Source organism: Methylophilus aquaticus (assembly GCF_030769565.1).
In the GTDB taxonomy this organism is placed as follows: Bacteria; Pseudomonadota; Gammaproteobacteria; order Burkholderiales; family Methylophilaceae; genus Methylophilus; species Methylophilus aquaticus.
Genome location: NZ_JAVCAP010000021.1, coordinates 179,144 through 196,949, shown reverse-complemented (window position 1 = coordinate 196,949; position 17,806 = coordinate 179,144). Strand labels below are relative to the sequence as shown.

The window sequence follows — 17,806 nt, the reverse complement described above, 5'->3', positions numbered from 1 at the left end:
TGCGCCTCGCTTATCTTCCTTAAGAATAAATAGCACGCAACTTCCCCTTTATTATCACGACACAATGTGGCCAGACTGTGCGAAACTATGCGCTATAAATAATAGTTCATGCCGCAATGATTTCTACCCGCCTTTTCAGCATACACTTTGCCACCGCGCTCGCCTTAGCGGGCACCACGAGTGCTGTATACGCCACCAATGGCATCAACCTGATTGGTTTCGGTGCGGAATCAACGCTCATGGGTGGTGCCGACGTGGCGGTAGCGCGCGATACCAGCGCACTGAATACCAACCCGGCCGGGTTGGCACAAACCAAGGCACCACTACTCGATATATTTGGCTCAGTGTTGCGCACGACAGACTTGGTACACAAGGACCCACGGAACGAAGAACATGCATCAAACCGCTATACAGCGCTTGGCGGCGGCGGTTATGCGCGGCCACTGGAGAATACGGATTGTACAGTCGGTATCGGCCTGTTCGCACAAGGCGGCGCCGGTGGCGTATTCGAAAACTTGCGGACACCGTTTGGCAATCGTGATGACTTGTCTTCGCTGTTTGGCATCGCCAAGATTATTCCGGGTATCGGTTGCCAGGTGAACGAAAAGCTTTCATTAGGTGCCAGCCTGAATCTTGTGTATGGCAGTATAGAACAAGACTTTTTCTCCAACACATCTGTCAACTTGGGCGGTGGCGCAAGTTTTAATGGCTACAAACTTGAAGACGCCTCCGCAATACGTACCGGTTTCAAGCTCGGCATGCAATATCGGGTGACGCCGTCGCTGACACTGGCCGCCGCCTACACCGAAAAAACTGAGTTACCCATGACTGGCGGCACCCTGGTCGCTGATTACACCGAGCGTGGACTGGGCAAGGTGAAATATGCCGACGCCTCAGTGAAAGGCTTTGCCTTGCCACGTGAGGTGGCTGTAGGCTTGGCATTCAAACCCACAGATGCCTGGCTGCTCTCATTCAAGCTCAATTGGCTCAATTGGGATGATGCGATCAATGACGTAAAACTGCGTGCCACAAAACCTGACAATGCCGCCGCACCCGCTGTGTATGGCTCAACTAACCCTGCTGACTGGAAAAATCAGTGGGTAGTGGCGACCGGCGTTGCCTATAAGTGGAACGACATCACCACACTCTATGCGGGCCATAACTACGGCAAAAACCCGATTCCGCGCCAGAATTCCAGCCCACTACTGGCAGGCATACTCGAGCATCACCTGACTTTTGGTGCGGCGCGCAAGATAGACCAGCACTGGCTGGCGACCGGCGGCGTGGAGTGGATGCTGCCGGTAAAAGTCAACTACGACAACCAATTGTTTGGGGAATCAGAAATCCGCAATGAGGCATTTTTCCTACACTTTATGCTGAGCCGCCGCTGGTAAGTTACTTGGACCCCTGATGTACGGCTTTACGACTGATAGGCTTTAGCTGCATTTTTCCTGTACGTTTTCTGCTCCAGATCAGCACCCCTGTGACGGAAATGGCGACGAGTGACAGACCGGTCAAACAGATGAATATTCGATATGGCAAACCAAACACATGGCCCATGTGCAAGGCGCCCAGCCAGTTACTGAAAGTATTGCCGGCCTCACCCTGTGTAGGTAACCACCAGCCTTTGAGTTCCCCGCTGTGCGCATCAATCAAAATTGCCGTGTTGCCCTTGTCTTTACGCAAGTCAGCTGAACTATGCACGGAATACATGTAGAGGCCTCGCTGGCGATCAAGGCGTAGCCTGTCTTCGAAATCAATACGCAAGTGATGGCTTTTTGCAAAGTGCTGCATGGCCTGACGGGCCATCCGGTGGGCTTCTGGCCAAGGCTGGGGCAGTACACTGAGCGGCGCAGGCAGCCGGGGTGCACTGCGCCAGGACAAGTCAAAAGAGAATAGTTTGGACATCACCGGCAGATACACCTGGTCACGCAGGTTAAACATGACACTGGACCAGGCAAACACCAGCAATACCGAGCATACCCATAAACCGACTGCGCGATGCAGATCAAAATTGATGCGTGTTGCGCTGGCCCGCCATTTAACCAGCCACGCAGGCTGCCAGCGCTTGAAAAAGCCTGTGTTTGACTTGCCGCCAGCTCTGGGCAAGGTCAGCCAGAAGGCGACAAAGGTATCCAGGGTCCACAACAATGCCACGATGCCCATGATTAAATGCCCGGCAATACCGGGCAACGCCAGGGCGTAATGTAGCCTATAAATAAACCCAATCACGGTTTCGCGTTGCAAGAGGCTCTCCCCACGCAATCGCATGCCAAGCGCAGATCCAGTTTGTGGATCTACCAGCAGTTCGTCAACCTTGGGCGACTGACCAGAGGCGGGTATGAGTCTGAAAGCGAGAGCATGCCCCGGCTGCACCCTGAAGGCCAGCTCATCCATAAGCAAGCCTGCAGGCAGTTGTTGTTGTATTTTTTGCTGCAGGCGATAAGCATCCATGGCAGGCAGCCCGGATTGCCATGCTGGCCGAAGCAACCTGGGGTTTAGCCAGCCATCAATCTCATCTTCAAAGGCAATGACAGCGCCAGAAGCCCCGGCCAGAATCAGAAAAGCAGCCATCGCCAGCCCCACCCAGCGATGCCACAGTACCAGATAATGACGCATTACCAGCGATAAGTCAGGTTAGCCATGACGTTCCTGCGAAACCCCCAGCGGCAGCCGTCGCCATAGTAACCACAGGTCGCCACATACTCTTTATCAAACAGGTTGCTGGCATTGAGTGCCAATTGCCACCCTTTAAAGTGTTGCCCAAGGCCAACAAGCTGATAGCGCAAGGCCAGGTCAACGAGGGTGTAAGAGGGTAATTTGATGGTGTTGGCGTCATCACCATAACGGGTGCCAATGTAACGAACACCGCCGCCGATGGTCATGCCCTCGATCAGCGTTGAGGGCAAGTGGTAGTCTGCCCACAATGCTGCCGTGTTCCTTGCCACATGGTTGGGATCCTTACCCTGGAAACCCACGCCTTGCGCATTCCTGTTATTACTTTTGGTGATCTCGGGATCTGTATAGGCATAGCTGCCAATCAGTGACCATGCATCAAACTGCGTTTTCATTTCCAGCTCTACCCCACGAGAACGCACCTCCCCCTGCTGTATCTGGAAAGTTGGGTTTTGTACATCCAGGGTAGTGACATTTTGCCGACGCAAATCAAACAGCGCCAAGCTAAACAGGCTCTGGCTGTCTTTAGGCTGATAACGCAAGCCGAGTTCATACTGTTCGCCAGTTTCCGGTTTGAAAGCCGCGCCACCAAAACTGGTGCCAATCACGGGTAGAAAAGATTCGGTATAGCTCGCATAAGGTGCCAAGCCATTCTCGGCCAGGTAAACCAGTCCGGTACGCCAGGTCTCGGCTTCGTCCTTTTGCGATGAAGAAGCTGAAGGTGTGCGCAGATTATCGGTCTCCATGCGCGTCCAGTCTTTGCGCCCGCCGACTGTGGCCACCCACTTGCCATCATATTTGATCTGGTCTTGCAGGTATGCCCCCGTCTGACGCTGGTGCTGTTCAATATTGGCACTCTCCACAGGATTAATCGCGGTCACGCCATAGACAGGCGCATAAATATCCAGGGTACCAGCCAGCGCAAAAGTACGTCGCTGGTCATTGTTCAGGCGCTGGCTATCCATGCCAGCCAGCACGGTGTGCTCAAATGCGCCATGCGCCCACTTGGCCTGCAAATGACTATCCACCACCAGATTATCCACCGCATCCTCGTTGCCACCCGTCTCACGGGTAATTGTCCGCTGATCAGCTTGCAAAGCACGCAAATAGGTAGAAATGGCATCGGTCGTCATGCGCTGATAGCGCAAATTCTGTCGGAAAGTAAACGTATTATTGAAAATATGCTCAAACTGGTATCCCACTGCATAACGTTCCTGCTCGTATTTATCCAGCCCTGGCTCGCCCAGAAAGCGGCTGCTGGAGACCTTGCCAAACTGACTGTTCTCCAGGGTGCCTATACGCGGCCACGCCTGATACCCCTGACCCCGGTCATTTTTCTGGTAGTCTGTTAACAAGGTCAGTGTCGTAAACTCACTGGGCCGCCATGTCAGCGACGGGGCAATATAAATACGATCATCTTTGACATGGTCAATTTGTGTATCACTGTCCTGAATCAAGCCGACAACGCGATAAGACCAAGCTCCGTCATCCGAAAGTAAATCACTCATATCCAGATGGATCTGTTTACGGTCGTACTGTCCCAGCGTAATGCCCACTTCATGCAGCGGCGCATCGGTTGGCCGCTTGCTGACCAGGTTGACCAGGCCGCCCGGCGCACCCTGTCCGTACAGAATCGAGGATGGCCCGCGCAGCACTTCCACACGCTCCAGGCCGAAAGGCTCTACCACCGTGCCGCCCTGATTGTTAAAGGCATAGTTACGCAAACCATCCCTGAACTGGTCACGACCAATACTGAATCCACGCATGCCTATCGTGTCAGCGCGTGGATCCGGCCCATTGGCCTCGGCCACAATGCCGGCACTGTATCGCAGGGCTTCACCTACCGACTGCACTGCCTGCATGGTCATTTGATCACGGGTGATCACCGACACAGACTGTGGGGCCTCCAGAATGGCACTGTCAGTTTTGGTGGCCGTGCTATTCCGTCTCGCCACATACCCTTTTACGCGGCCATTAGCCCTTTCCTGCTCCACACTTCCTGAAACGCTCACTTCAGACAATTGTACCGGCTCACTTTCATGCGGTATCACAGCGTGTTTAACCAGGGTATAGCCACCACCCTGCATGGGCTTGAGTTCCAGCCCGCTGCCAGTGAGTAATTTTTCGAGCGCCTGGCGGAGGGTGTAATCGCCTTTGAGTGCAGACGCCTGTTTCTGCTCGGTGAGCGCAGTTGAGAAAATAATGCGTTCACCCGTTTGATGCGCCAGGCTGTTCAGCGCTTTATCCAGAGGCTGTGCGGGAATATTCAGTTCTACTGCGTGGGCAGTCACGACAAGGTTTGCCAGTAACAGGGCAAGTAAGGAGGGTTTGTGAAAGACAGACATTGTTGTTTCCAGTGCGTAATAAATGTTGTTAACACTGGGTTGTCGTTTGAGCGCTGGCAAATGTTGATGTCACGCCTGAAATAAATGTCAGGGCATGCATGGGTGATCGATAAAAAAGCGCCTGCACAGCCATGCAGGCGCTTTCGAAGGAGGAAAAATACAGATTAAATTTCCAGCTTCACCGCAACGCCAAACAATCGCGGTGCCCCCACATCCAGCACGTTACCCGTGGTGTTATTGGTGATGTATTCGCGGTCAAACAGGTTGCGCACAAATGCGTTGACCGTGGTACGCGGATTCAGGCGGTAGGCAGCATTCGCATTCACCAGCGTGACACTGTCATTGCGCCGGGTTTCGCTAAGCAGATATACCGAAGGGCTGCTGTCCTGGTAGACCGTATCCACATTGAACAGCCACTGGTTACCCAGGTGATAATTCAGCCCCAGATTAACCTTGGTCCGCGGCGCCATGATGAACTGCTTGCCACGCATATTAAGACCATCACTGTTGATATAGTCAAGATACTCGGTATGGTTGTAGGCGCCACCGGCAATCAACTGCCAGGCATCATTGATGGCATACTCGGCAGAGAGTTCCAGGCCACGCATCCGGCTGCTGGCCGCGTTGGACACATACAGGCTGTTGGTTGCGGTATCCAGCTGGCGCACTTGCTGGTCTTTCCAGTCGGTGTAATAGACATTGGCAAAGGTTTTAAACCCATACTCCGGCCAGCTGCCGCGATGAGAGAACTCGTAAGTGGTTGTATATTCAGCATCATAGGGGCGATGATCAGAGGGCACCCGCGTATTCACACCGCCTCCGCGATAGCCGCGTTGCACCACAAATCCGCTGCGTTGTGTCGGCGACCACAGATAACTCACCCCGGCCTTGGGTAAAAATGCACCAAACGTTTTCTGATTGGCGGCTTGTGTCACTGGCGAAAGGCCCAGTGCATCCTGCAAATAATGCACGTCAGCTTCATTTTTCTCATGGTCATACCGCATCCCTGCAATCAACTGCCAGTGCGTATCCAGATCCCAATTCACCTCGCCAAACACGGCCTGATTTCGGATCTGGCTTTTGCCTTCCGAAACCAGCACAGACCCTAGCCCCGCAATACGCAGCGCATCATTAAACTTGATTTGAGAGTACCCGTAATACACACCGGCATGGGCTTTGACTGCGTCATCCTGGTAGGTGACACGCAACTCCTGGCTGAACAGCCGCGTATCATGATGGCGGTCAGCCTCCTGACTGGCATTGGTGCGCTGGTCAAAATCCAGCAAACTCTGGTAATTGGCATCGGTGCCCGAGGTGATGCTGGTTACCCCCCAGGATTTGTTCAACTGATGCGTGAGTTTGAGTGTGGCCTCATTTTGCTGAATTGTATCGCTGGCATTGGTATTTTGTGCCAGCCGGTAATATTGCGGCTGGTTATTGATCTGCGTCACGCCGTTACTGCCTGCGCGATAGTCAGTATGTGCCAGGGTTAACAAGGCCTCGGTATCCTCCCCGGCCAATAGCAACAATTTACCCCGCGCATTCAATGAACGTCGGCGGTCTGCATCGTTATCCAGAAAGCTGTTTTTGATATAGCCATCTTCATTTTGCACATTCAGCGCAAAGCGCCCGGCCAGCACATCGGGCACCAGTACCGCATTGGCCGTTAATGCGCCACCTTGCTGCTGGTAATTGCCGGCATTGCCCTGCAGTGTCAGCGCATTCCTGAACTCCGGATCATTGGTTTGCATGATTACGGCACCTGCCAGCGCATTGCGGCCCTGCACGGTAGACTGCGCTCCCCGGTAAATTTCCACCTGCTTCATATCCCAGGTGGAAAGCGGGCTCAGGGTGGCCATGCGGCTGGTCTGCAAGGCACCATCGACAAATACCGACACCGCATTATTGAGCGTGAGGGGGCCCTGATCATCAAACCCGGTGACCGGCACCCCACGGATGCCCCAGGTTTCGTTGCGTGACTGCGTATACACGCCCGGCGTGCGCGCCATGATTTCTGTCAGTGACTGGTCGGCATGCGTACGGATATCCTCGGCAGTGGCCACGGCCACACTGGAGTAGGTTTCACTCAGCTTGCGCTCGATTTTCTCGCCTTTGACTATCACATCCGCCAGGGTGTCCACTGGCTCTGCTGTTTGAGCGGCAGGCATCGGCCGACTGTTTGTCTTGCTCATTTTCTTGAGTGAATATTGCTGACCGCCTTTGTCCTCCAGCACAAACTCAGTACCTTTAAGCAAATGATCAAACCCCTCGCTGGTGGTGTAGTTGCCTTGCAGGCCCTCGCTTTGCAGATGCACGACCAGTGCCGGATCAAAAGACAAATGGGTACCGGTCAGCGCAGCAAACTCAGCCAGCACATGCCCCAATGGACCTGGTGCCAATTGATAAGATTGCTTAGCTGCGATTGTGTTTGAAGTATCTGCCATGACCAGTGATGGACTGGCAGCCAGCATTAAACTGCAGCCGCAGAATGCAAGGCGCAATGCACGCTGAAGGGGCGTAAATTGAAAGTAAGAAGAGGTCATTGATTGGTATGTTCCTGTATAAATAACGAAATGGCGTTGTCAGCGCCTTCATCATCTACACCGGACAAACACTAAAAAGGTATCAGGGTAAGCAACATTTTCTTATCCCGCCGCCTCAACACCAGGTACAACACCAGATACAGCAGGTTCAACCATGATCCATAACTTGCTTGGCGCAATGATCTTGACCGGGAGTGTCTTCTGCAACAGATCCAGTGCGGCATCGGTATCCAGCAATGGAAAAGCCCCGGAAACCTTGAGCTGCCTGAGGTCAGGATGGCAGCGAATGACGCCACTGCGGTAACGTGCTAACTCAGCGAGCACATCCGCCAGAAACATGTCCTGGGCCAGCAGCATGCCCTGCTGCCAGTAACTAACACTTTCATCCACAGGACGGACCGGGCCTAAGGCTGATCGGCTAAAGGATTGTTGTTGCCCGGCCAGCACCACGTTGGTCTGCCCGTTTTCCAGACGGATGCGCACTGCGCCTTCAGTCACCGCCAGTGACGTGTGCGTGTTGCCGAGTTTGACGTTGAAACGGGTGCCCAAAGGTGTCAGCGTGCCATGCGGCGTTATCACTACCAGTGGGCGGGCATCCTGATGCCCGGTGTGCAGGCTCAGTTCACCTCGATAGAGCCGGATCTGACGCTGCGCCTCGTATTCCGCATCCAGCGCTGAATCCGTGTTGAGCACCAGCCGCGAGCCATCGGCTAACTGCAGATGCTTCTGCTCTCCCACTGCGGTCTGGTATCCGGCACGCCAGCGCTCCAGGGGCAATGTACGATACCCCAGCCATGCTGCAGGAGACAGTATCGCCAGTGTTGCCAATGATTTAAGGACTTTCCGGCGCGCAGTGCGCTCCACTTTTGCCAATACTGTTTTAGCGAGGTCCTTATGTGGCACCTGTGCAAAAGTCTGCTGTACCGCAAGCAGGCGTTGCCAGGCTGCGGCATGTTGCTGATGGCTGGCATACCAATGCTCAAAGGCCTGTTGTGCCTCTGCAGACAATTCTCCCGACTGCAGCTTGAGCATCCAGTCAACCGCTTGCGCCAGCACCTGCTGATCCGGTGTTTCCATGGCTGGGGGCTGTGGCTGGAACATCATGCGCTTAAACATGCCAAATAGGCTTTGCGCATATGCCGCTTCACTGTAATCAGCGAAATGGCGCATTGCTCTGCAATGTGCTGATAGGTCAAGCCATCCAGCTGTGCGAGTAGAAAGATCATCCTGGTTTGCGCGGACAGTTCCCTGAGCAGGCAATCAATCTGTTGCAGGGTCTCCAGGATAATGAGCTGATCTTCGACTGAAGGCCACTGGTCTGCCGGCAGCTGGGCCATGGTCTCCTGATAGGCTCGTTCGACTTGCTGGTGACGCCAGCGGTCAATCACCAGGCCTTTGGCAATATGCACCAGCAGGGCTCTGGGCTCAGCCCCCAGCTGGACCAGCTTGTCTTTGTGCATCACCCGCAGAAAGGTATCGTGTGCAATATCGGCAGCCTCCCAGGAATTGCCGGTTTTTTTGCGTAACCAGCCGTGCAACCACTCATGGTGCTGGCAATACGCCTCGTGTAACTCTTGCCAGTAAGTATTCAGCAAAGCCATGAGCGCGATTTTTTCAAAAAGTTGGAGACCATGGTATGCATGGTTAGCGGTGGCTAATCAACACGGTGCCATCGTCCTTTTTGGTAATGCTTACCGGCATGATGTCTGGCAGGGTATCCAGAAGCGTATCAATTCCACTGATATCAAACTCTCCCGACAGGCGATACTGCGCGGCCAGCCGATCAGCAATCTGGATACGTCCGTGCCGATAACGCTGCAGTTCATCCACCACACTCGCCAGGGCATGGCCATCAAACATCAACCGCCCTTGTTGCCATGCAATATTTGCCGAGCTACACCGGCTTTCAGTGATCCCGCCTGCTTGCGTGGTCACCGAAACATCTCTTGTCAGGATGCGCCTGGCTTGCGGGGTACGCACCTCGACACTCCCTTCCACTACGGTCACCACTGCACCTTGATCGGTATTACGTACATTAAAAATGGTCCCGATATCCCTGATTTGCGTCTGGTTGGCGTACACCGTGAACGGGCGCCAGCCGTGCTCTGCCGTGAACAAGGCTTCGCCCTGTTTTAAATACAGGCGCCGGGAATACAAGTGTTGTTCAACCACCAGCGCACTATTGGTATTGAGCGCGACATGGCTGCCATCTGTCAGGGTAAAGCTGGCCTGCTGACCAACCTTGGTGCGCATATTTTCACTGTGCCAGACCGGGTCAATGACCCAGCTGAGCGCCAATGCAAGTGACATGGCCATGCCGGAGCCGACTTTTTTCAATACGCGCTGCCGTTTTGTTTGCTGTTTGGCTTCCTGCAACAAGGCTTCACGGGTCGGGAAATGCTCGCGCAATGCTTCCTTGTATGGACTCAACGCATCTTGCGCAGACGCATTTGCAGTGGACGCCAACTCATGCGCCATCACTTTCATACCAGGGGCTTTCATGCTGTGGACCCCCAGCTTAGATTAATGGCCGTCATGGCTTTGCTAAAGTGTTGCGTCACCATATTGCGTGAAATGCCTAGTTCATCGGCAATTTCCTGCTGCGGCATCTCATGCAATTTATGCAAGAGAAACACTTGCCTTTGTCGTGAGGGCAAGGCTTCAATAATCTGCTTCAGCGCTTCCAGCCGCTGTACAAAATGCAATACACGCTCACCATCCATTTGATGTGAATGCACGGCTGTTTGCTGCAAGATCGTCAGGTGCGCCTGCTGTGTCTGATACTGCCGATAACGGTCAATCGCACGGTTTCTGGAAAGCTTGCGTAAAAAAGCCATGGGCGTGTGCACCTTGCTTAAAGGCGGCCGCTCCATCAGCTCCAGGCAGACATCATGTACCACATCCTGCGCGAAATGATGGTCGCCAAAGCGGCGCTTCACATAGCCAACTAATTCGTCATAGTGATAGACCAGGGTGATCACAAGTTGGGAATGTTCTGGATGTAGTAACACGAGAAATAGGCATGCATTAAATAAAATGGCTATCTTAGCGACCACATTGAAAAATTGCAAATGAAAATCATTCTCAATACATAAATAAACGTAAAAATACCCAATAGCGCGTATTGAGACGACAATAAGGCATCAGGGCATGCATCTGCCTTTCATCTGTTGTGCCTTTGGCAGTGAAGCGAAACGATGCACTGGCCCAGTCAGGGTCAATACGACGGCCTATTTGTTTTGGCAGTCAAAAATCCGCGAGGAGATGTTCTTTCAGCACTTGATGCGCCGCCGCTGGCAGTGATGCTGTCATTGCCTTACATGTGAACAAGACAAAGCGCATGAAGTTTTATCGGTGCGCGCGCCCTCGCGTGCTAGCAAAGTCATCGATATACCCTTACAATCTCGTCCTGATTGAAAAATCAACGCCTTGGGGTGGCTAACACCTGAGATCTCGCGCAAGTGAGGAACCCAATGAACCTGACCCAGATAATGCTGGCGTAGGGACAGGCAGAGCATCTACAACGCAACTGGTGGGTTTATCGTTTCATACCGACCTGTTCACGTCATTGTCACTCTCCCCTGTCCTTTTTATGTTTCTTAATAGAAAGGATTCTCTTGAAACCGATTACAAAGCCGCTGCCCCTGATTGGGCTTTTACTAACCACACAAGTGTTTTCTGCCGAAGAAAACGAGGCAGTGAAACTGCCGGATGTCGTGGTGAGCGCAGACTTTCGCCCAAGCACCGCACAAAAAACAGCTGTCAGCCTGACAGAAGTAAAAAGAGAAACCATTGAAGCACGCGGTGCTCAGCACCTTGAAGAGGTTTTGAATCTTGCGCCTAACGTAAATATATCAGCAGGGGCATCCCGGGGACGCTTTTTCCAGATTCGCGGGATGGGCATCCTCAGTCAATACGATAATCCAGTGAATCCATCCGTGGGATTGATCATTGATGGTATCGACTTTAGCCGCCTGGGAGGCGCAGCGACTTTGTTTGATATTGATTCAGTTGAAGTCTTGCAAGGGCCGCAAGGAACCAAGCTTGGCCCCAACGCCATCGCGGGTGCCATCACCATGCGCAGCGCCGAGCCCACCAAAGAATTTAAAATGCGTGCGCAAGCTGGCCTTGGTGAATATAACACGCGTAACTTGGGTGTCGCTGTCGGCGGGACTATTGTCGAAGACCAGTTACTCGGGCGCGCCTCGATTTATACACATAAATCTGATGGCTATATGCAAAACGACACATTAGGTCGTGATGACACACAAAAGCAGGATGAATTAACCTTCCGTAGTAAATTCAAATTATTTGCGACTGAAGATTTAACCCTGGATTTCACCTTGATGCATGTGAATGTGAATAACGGTTATGACGCATTCACCCTGGACAACTCGCGTCACAGCCAATCTAACCAGCCGGGGGTAGACACACAAAATACCAACGCTTTTGCTGTGAAAGCTAACTGGCAAGCTTCAGATGCCGTGATTATTCAGTCTGAAGCCAGCTATTTAAATTCTTCGTCCACCTATAGTTTTGATGGTGACTGGAGAACAGAAAATGACTTCGAGAAACATAATCGCGACCGCGACAATTACTCTTTTGAACTGCGTGCTTTATCCGATAAAGCTGGCCGTATTTTCAACGACTCAACCGATTGGACAATAGGTGTATATCGTTTTGTGCAAGATGAGAAGTTTAACTCACGAGTAGATTACAGAAGCTTCGGTCCTGACGAACTGACGCAGTTAACTGGCACATACAAAACAGAAAATACGGCTGTTTTTGGACAACTAGATAGCCATTTAACTGAAAAATTGATTTTGGTTTCGGGGCTGCGTGTTGAGGATTTTAACGCGAATTATGCTGATACTGGTTTTGTCAGAGCAACTCCAAGCAACGTCAAAAAGAACGTGAGTGAAGTGCTTTTGGGCGCTAAATTGGGTTTGAATTATCAGGCGCAGGCAAATCAGCTGATCTATACCTCGTTGACGCGTGGTTATAAGCCCGGAGGCATAAATAACAACGCCACTTTGCCGCAAAACCAGAGACAGTTTAATACCGAGTATATGTGGAATTTTGAAACGGGGTTTAAATCCAGCTGGCTGGATGGCACTCTAGTCACCAATCTGGCAGCTTTTTATGCAAAGCGCCTGGATGCGCAAACACAAAGTTCCGCTCAAATATCGGGCACTGGCAATTTTGTTGAGTTTTATGATAATGCTGCGCGGGCCACGCATCAAGGTGTGGAAGCCAGCATGGATTGGTTCGTGACTGATCAATTTCGCATGTTAGGTTCACTGGGGTTGCTGGATGCAAAATTTGATAGCTATCAAAATCCAGATTCCACCGCTTACAATCCGCAAGGTCGTCAAGTCGCCCATGCACCCCGTTATACCTTTAACTTGGGGACTGAGTACTATACGAATGAAAAGTGGACACTACGAGCCAATGTCGAAGGTAAAGATGCTTTTTACTTTTCTGACAGTAACAGTGCTAAATCAAATGGCTACGCTTTATTAAATGCGAGTGCGGATTATCAGTACGATAAACATTGGAAAGTCCGTGTATGGGCGAGAAACATTCTTGATAAAGATTACGCCACCCGTGGCTTTTTCTTCGCCAATAATCCTGCCAATGGATTTCTTGTAGATGAAAAATATATTCAGTATGGTGAGCCTCGCGTCGCCGGGGTTACCGTGACTTACGATTACTAAGCCAGGCGAATTCATTATTCTTTGATTGTCAAAATTCTGGAGTTTATATGCGTATTTCTGTCGATATCAGTTTGTACCCTTTAACCGAAGGGTATGTAGAACCTATTCTGGCATTTATCAACCGGCTGGAAGACAATAAAAACCTTGTCGTGAAGCGCAATAGCCTGGCAACGCAAGTGTTTGGTGAATACCGTGAAGTGATGAATTGCCTCGACGCGGAAATGGAGGCGGTGTTTGATGCGCTACCGCACAGTGTGTTTGTCATGAAGTTTATCGGCACAGACCGGGCGGATGTGGTGGATGTATAGCCTGCGCGCAGTCATCCGCGGATGTTCGCTGTGCCTGCCCTGGCACAGCGCATCGCCTTTCATCATCGTTAACTGCTACGGCATTTGCTCACCATGAACCAAGATCATACTCAGGCCATCCTGACTGCATTTCAGCAGATGTCCCCGTGGGAAATCGCCGCTGCCTTGATGGGCGTTGCCTACATTTTACTGGCTGCAAAAGAGTCCCAATGGTGCTGGCTGTTCGCCTTGTTCAGCACGCTGGTCTACACGGTGCTGTTCTGGCAGGACCAGTTGCCCATGCAGGCATTGCTGAATTTTTATTATATGGGCATGGCGATTTATGGTTTCTGGTTATGGCATCAACATGGCAAGCAAACCGATACATTGCAGATTAGCCGCCGGCCCTGGTTATGGCATCTCGGCTTTATCGCTGCGGGTCTGGTGGTGAGCGCCCTGGTGAGTAGCTATTTGCAAAAAACCGGACAATCGCAAAGCCCGGTATTAGACGCATACACGACGGTTTTTTCTGTCATGAATACCTGGTTGATTGCCAGAAAAGTATTAGAAAATTGGCTGTATTGGGCCGTGATTGATGGCGCGGCTACACTCCTGTATGTCCAAACAGGGTATTACGCAACCGCCGCCTTATTTGTGTTGAACACGATCTTGGCGATCGTGGGTTTTATCAGCTGGGTAAAGCTTTACCGGCAACAAACGGTTGAGTATTAAAACTGATAGCGCATGGAATGGCGCCTTTATACTCGCTGCATCCATTTTGCCAAATCAGTCTCCCCCAGCACGTTCATGAAGAACAATAGCAACTGATAGCAGGGTTTCTGGAAGCTGTGATCAGGCCAGCGATGCGTTTGAACATAACGCTGTTTAAATACGGCCAATTGCGCAGGGGGTAATACATATTGCATCAGCACTAGGTCCAGCGCACGCGGTGCGATCACAAATGCATCCAGATCAATCAGCGCCAGGCCATGGTTGCCTAGCTTATGGTTGCCTAGGCCATTGGTGCCTGACTGACCAAATTGACTGTAACGGAATTGATCCCAGCGTAAGTCCAGCATCACCGGTACAAATTCGGTTTCATGGATATTTTCTGCCTGCGCCAACACTTCAGCCAGTAACGGGTGGGCAACCCATGTATCGTTTTTATTGGCTAAAAAACTGAGCGTGTCGTGCAAACGGCTCGCCCATGCTTGGGCAGAAAACTGTGGGGCGTGCAGCTTGCCCCACCGGGTATCAGTCAATTGGTGCAATCTGGCGATATGGTCGGCTAACTGGTTCACCCATTGGTCGGTGATGTGCCGCGCTTCTATATCCTGCCCTGCTAAAAAACGGGTGAGCACAAAGCGGTGGGCGCCTGCTGCGACAAAGTCGGGCACTGCAAGCGCCCCATGTTTCTTCAGAAAATCATGTGTGAAATGGATATGCGCCAGACTGTTGGGAAAGTCAGCCGCAAATAAATGGTTTGCGGCTGACCAAAAAAGAGAGTTTGCAATCGCGCCCTCATTGCAAACCTTCAGCACCATTTCACCCTCTACCGTCTGGCAGTCAAAAAGATGATGCGTGCTATCTTCAAACTTATTCTGGATAGCGATTGGTTGGGCCACCAGTTCGGGTAAACCGGCTTGTTCAGAAGCTGTCAGGTGCGGATAAATAAACATGGAGGCTTATTCTAAGCCATCGGGCTGTTTAAATCACTGATCGTTAGCAGATATGTTGAGTTCCAATCTGGCAGACGTGTAACCACATAAAAATCCATCTGCCTGCACATGCATTGGGAAGTCTCTGCGTTCGATTAAAAACGAACAGATTTTAAAGGCGCCTATCGCGACCACACGCTGACCTCCGGCGATGGATGCCAGCGTAATAGATGCAGGAGAATAGGTTGGCTTACAGACTCGCATCAGGCATTTGCGCGTAATGCTTTTGCTGCCGCCACCATATTGCGCAAGGCCGGAATCACCTCGGACCACTGGCGGGTTTTCAGACCGCAATCCGGGTTAACCCACAAACGCTCGGCTGGCACACGCTCAGCAGCCTTTTGCATCAACTGCACGATATGCTGCTCAGTCGGGATATTCGGCGAATGAATGTCGTACACGCCAGGCCCTATCTCGTTCGGGTAGTTGAAGTCATCAAAGGCATCCAGTAATTCCATATCTGAGCGGGACGTTTCAATGGTAATCACATCGGCATCCATGTCGGCAATTGCAGCAATGATGTCATTGAATTCCGAATAGCACATATGGGTATGAATCTGCGTTTCATCGGCCACGCCGTTGGCGGTGATGCGGAACGCCTCTACCGCCCACTGCAGATATTGCTTCCATTCTGATTTGCGCAAAGGTAACCCTTCCCGCAAAGCTGCTTCGTCAATCTGGATAATGTGGATGCCGGCTTTTTCCAGATCCAGCACTTCTTCGCGAATAGCCAGTGCGAGCTGATAGCAACTCACTGCACGCGTCTGATCATCCCGCACAAATGACCAGTTCAATATCGTCACCGGGCCAGTCAGCATGCCTTTCATCGGCTTGCTGGTCAGTGATTGCGCATATTGGATCCACGCGACTGTCATGGCTTTGGGGCGGCTGATATCGCCAAACAAAATCGGCGGTTTGACGCAACGCGAGCCATAAGACTGCACCCAGCCAAACTGACTGAAAGCATAGCCCTCCAGTTGTTCACCAAAATATTCCACCATGTCGTTACGCTCGGCCTCGCCATGCACCAGCACATCGAGGTCCAATGACTCCTGCTCACGTACGCTACGTGTAATTTCAGCTTTCATCGCGGCCTGGTAGCCATCAATACTCAAGGTACCTGCTTTGAATTGGCTACGTGCCTGACGAATTTCAGCCGTTTGCGGGAAGGAGCCGATGGTCGTTGTTGGATACTTGGGCAACTGGAGCAATGCGGCTTGTTTGGCAGCGCGCGCGGCATAGCCATGTTGGCGTTCACCCAGTTGTGGCGTGATCTTCTCCAAGGCAGTCTTCACTGCAGGGTTATTTACCCGCGGTGAGTGGCGACGCGCAGTAATTGCTGCCTGGTTGCTTGCCAACTGGTCTTTAACTGCTTCGCGGCCCTGACTCAGCGCCACTGCCAGCGTTTGCAGTTCATCCAGCTTTTGTTTGGCAAACGCTAACCATGACTTTACTTCGCCATCCAGGGTTTGTTCGCTCTCCAGGTCCACCGGCACATGCAGCAAGGAGCAAGAAGGCGCCAGCCACAAGCGATCCCGCAGGCGCTCGGCAATCGGCGCCAGCCAGTCCAGTGTCGCGTTCAAATCGGTTTTCCAGATATTGCGACCATTAATTACGCCCAGTGACAGTACCTTGTGTGCAGGCAACATGGCCAGTAAAGGTACAATTTCATGACGCGCGTTAATGGCGTCTACATGCCAACCAGCCACTGGCAGGTTGGCCGCCAGATACTGGTTATCGACCAAGGGTCCAAAATATGTCGCCAGCAGAATCTTGACGCGACTGCTCTTGAGTTGCTGATACGCCAGGTTAAAGGCATGCTGCCAGGTGGCTTCCAATTCGGTCACCAGAATGGGCTCATCGATTTGCACCCACTCTACCCCTTGTGCCGCCAGCGCCTCAAGCAATTCGCTGTACACCTGCAATAACTGTGGCAACAGGGCAAGTTTATCCGAAGCATCCTTGGCCTTACCGATCGCCAGGTAAGTCACAGGCCCGATGATCACAGGCTTTGCCTGCACGCCGAGTGCCTTGGCCTCAGCCCATTGCGCCAGTAACCGCGAAGCATCCAGTGTAAAGCGTGTCTCCGCCGTAAACTCTGGCACGATGTAATGGTAGTTGGTATCAAACCACTTGGTCATTTCACCCGCCGCCACGCCGCCGCAACATTGCGCATGATCATCGGCAGAGGCTGCCGAGCGGCCCCGGGCCACGCGGAAATAATTATCCAATGGGTCACCATGAAAATCGTGTACGCGGGCTGGCAAATTGCCCAGTGTAAAGCTCATGTCGAGTACTTGGTCATAAAAGGCAAAATCCCCTACCGGCACCCAATCCAGTGCCGATTGCAATTGCCAGTGCTGCTGACGCAAGTCAGCGCCTACCTGCTTGAGGGTGTCTAACGACGACTGCCCTTTCCAATAGGCTTCTAATGCAAACTTTAATTCACGTTTTGCGCCTATGCGGGGAAAGCCGAGGCTGTGGGTAGTGATCATGGTCCATTCCTTAACAAATCAGAAC

The 17,806-nt window shown here is 52.1% G+C and carries 13 protein-coding genes and 1 riboswitch; of the genes, 4 read left to right on the top strand and 9 right to left on the bottom strand.

Features of this window, described 5'->3' with window-relative positions; all coding sequences use genetic code 11:
* The first annotated feature begins 116 nt into the window (after positions 1 to 116).
* Positions 117 to 1,394, top strand: coding sequence for an OmpP1/FadL family transporter (locus Q9291_RS10850; protein WP_306390069.1), 1,278 nt, complete (start codon positions 117 to 119; stop codon positions 1,392 to 1,394).
* A gap of 1 nt (position 1,395) precedes the next feature.
* Here Q9291_RS10850 and Q9291_RS10845 read toward each other — a convergent pair whose 3' ends face one another.
* The 7 genes from Q9291_RS10845 to Q9291_RS10815 form a co-directional block, all read right to left on the bottom strand.
* Complete coding sequence (locus tag Q9291_RS10845) at positions 1,396 to 2,619, bottom strand: PepSY-associated TM helix domain-containing protein (RefSeq protein WP_306390068.1); 1,224 nt, start codon at positions 2,617 to 2,619, stop codon at positions 1,396 to 1,398.
* Complete coding sequence (locus Q9291_RS10840; RefSeq protein ID WP_306390067.1) at positions 2,619 to 5,021, bottom strand: TonB-dependent siderophore receptor; 2,403 nt, start codon at positions 5,019 to 5,021, stop codon at positions 2,619 to 2,621. Before Q9291_RS10840 ends, Q9291_RS10845 begins: the two co-directional genes overlap by 1 nt.
* A gap of 164 nt (positions 5,022 to 5,185) precedes the next feature.
* Complete coding sequence (locus Q9291_RS10835; protein ID WP_306390066.1) at positions 5,186 to 7,564, bottom strand: TonB-dependent receptor; 2,379 nt, start codon at positions 7,562 to 7,564, stop codon at positions 5,186 to 5,188.
* Positions 7,565 to 7,666: 102 nt separating this feature from the next.
* Entirely contained in the window at positions 7,667 to 8,680 is a 1,014-nt protein-coding gene (locus Q9291_RS10830; RefSeq protein ID WP_306390065.1) for a FecR domain-containing protein, read from the bottom strand.
* Entirely contained in the window at positions 8,665 to 9,165 is a 501-nt protein-coding gene (locus Q9291_RS10825) for a sigma-70 family RNA polymerase sigma factor (protein ID WP_306390064.1), read from the bottom strand. The genes Q9291_RS10830 and Q9291_RS10825 overlap by 16 nt, the downstream gene beginning before the upstream one ends.
* 43 nt (positions 9,166 to 9,208) lie before the next feature.
* Positions 9,209 to 10,066: a FecR family protein gene (locus tag Q9291_RS10820; RefSeq protein WP_306390063.1), complete on the bottom strand. Its 858-nt coding sequence runs from the start codon at positions 10,064 to 10,066 to the stop codon at positions 9,209 to 9,211.
* On the bottom strand, positions 10,063 to 10,575 hold the full coding sequence (locus Q9291_RS10815) for an RNA polymerase sigma factor (protein ID WP_306390062.1): 513 nt from the start codon (positions 10,573 to 10,575) through the stop codon (positions 10,063 to 10,065). Before Q9291_RS10815 ends, Q9291_RS10820 begins: the two co-directional genes overlap by 4 nt.
* 409 nt (positions 10,576 to 10,984) lie before the next feature.
* Positions 10,985 to 11,088: riboswitch (TPP riboswitch) on the top strand.
* A gap of 174 nt (positions 11,089 to 11,262) precedes the next feature.
* Here Q9291_RS10815 and Q9291_RS10810 point away from each other — a divergent pair.
* The 3 genes from Q9291_RS10810 (at position 11,263) to pnuC (ending at position 14,300) form a co-directional block, all read left to right on the top strand.
* Positions 11,263 to 13,281 carry a TonB-dependent receptor gene (locus tag Q9291_RS10810; protein ID WP_306390061.1) on the top strand — a complete coding sequence of 673 codons (2,019 nt, stop codon included), beginning with the start codon at positions 11,263 to 11,265 and terminating at the stop codon, positions 13,279 to 13,281.
* A 47-nt stretch (positions 13,282 to 13,328) separates the two neighbouring features.
* Positions 13,329 to 13,589, top strand: coding sequence for a YkoF family thiamine/hydroxymethylpyrimidine-binding protein (locus Q9291_RS10805; protein ID WP_306390060.1), 261 nt, complete (start codon positions 13,329 to 13,331; stop codon positions 13,587 to 13,589).
* A gap of 93 nt (positions 13,590 to 13,682) precedes the next feature.
* Positions 13,683 to 14,300 (top strand): nicotinamide riboside transporter PnuC, encoded by a 618-nt coding sequence (gene pnuC / locus Q9291_RS10800; RefSeq protein ID WP_306390059.1) that lies wholly within the window; start codon positions 13,683 to 13,685, stop codon positions 14,298 to 14,300.
* Positions 14,301 to 14,326: 26 nt separating this feature from the next.
* Here the strand turns inward: pnuC and Q9291_RS10795 are convergent, their stop codons facing one another.
* Complete coding sequence (locus tag Q9291_RS10795) at positions 14,327 to 15,247, bottom strand: hypothetical protein (protein WP_306390058.1); 921 nt, start codon at positions 15,245 to 15,247, stop codon at positions 14,327 to 14,329.
* Between the two features lie 242 nt (positions 15,248 to 15,489).
* Entirely contained in the window at positions 15,490 to 17,781 is a 2,292-nt protein-coding gene (gene metE / locus Q9291_RS10790) for a 5-methyltetrahydropteroyltriglutamate--homocysteine S-methyltransferase (RefSeq protein ID WP_306390057.1), read from the bottom strand.
* Between the last annotated feature and the right edge of the window lie 25 nt (positions 17,782 to 17,806).

Excerpts from the sequence above, each read along its gene's own strand:
- Q9291_RS10850 (WP_306390069.1), top strand. The coding sequence starts at position 117 with ATGATTTCTACCCGCCTTTTCAGCATACACTTTGCCACCGCGCTCGCC.
- Q9291_RS10845 (WP_306390068.1), bottom strand. The coding sequence starts at position 2,619 with ATGCGTCATTATCTGGTACTGTGGCATCGCTGGGTGGGGCTGGCGATG.
- Q9291_RS10840 (WP_306390067.1), bottom strand. The coding sequence starts at position 5,021 with ATGTCTGTCTTTCACAAACCCTCCTTACTTGCCCTGTTACTGGCAAAC.
- Q9291_RS10835 (WP_306390066.1), bottom strand. The coding sequence starts at position 7,564 with ATGACCTCTTCTTACTTTCAATTTACGCCCCTTCAGCGTGCATTGCGC.
- Q9291_RS10830 (WP_306390065.1), bottom strand. The coding sequence starts at position 8,680 with ATGTTTAAGCGCATGATGTTCCAGCCACAGCCCCCAGCCATGGAAACA.
- Q9291_RS10825 (WP_306390064.1), bottom strand. The coding sequence starts at position 9,165 with ATGGCTTTGCTGAATACTTACTGGCAAGAGTTACACGAGGCGTATTGC.
- Q9291_RS10820 (WP_306390063.1), bottom strand. The coding sequence starts at position 10,066 with ATGAAAGCCCCTGGTATGAAAGTGATGGCGCATGAGTTGGCGTCCACT.
- Q9291_RS10805 (WP_306390060.1), top strand. The coding sequence starts at position 13,329 with ATGCGTATTTCTGTCGATATCAGTTTGTACCCTTTAACCGAAGGGTAT.
- pnuC (WP_306390059.1), top strand. The coding sequence starts at position 13,683 with ATGAACCAAGATCATACTCAGGCCATCCTGACTGCATTTCAGCAGATG.
- Q9291_RS10795 (WP_306390058.1), bottom strand. The coding sequence starts at position 15,247 with ATGTTTATTTATCCGCACCTGACAGCTTCTGAACAAGCCGGTTTACCC.
- metE (WP_306390057.1), bottom strand. The coding sequence starts at position 17,781 with ATGATCACTACCCACAGCCTCGGCTTTCCCCGCATAGGCGCAAAACGT.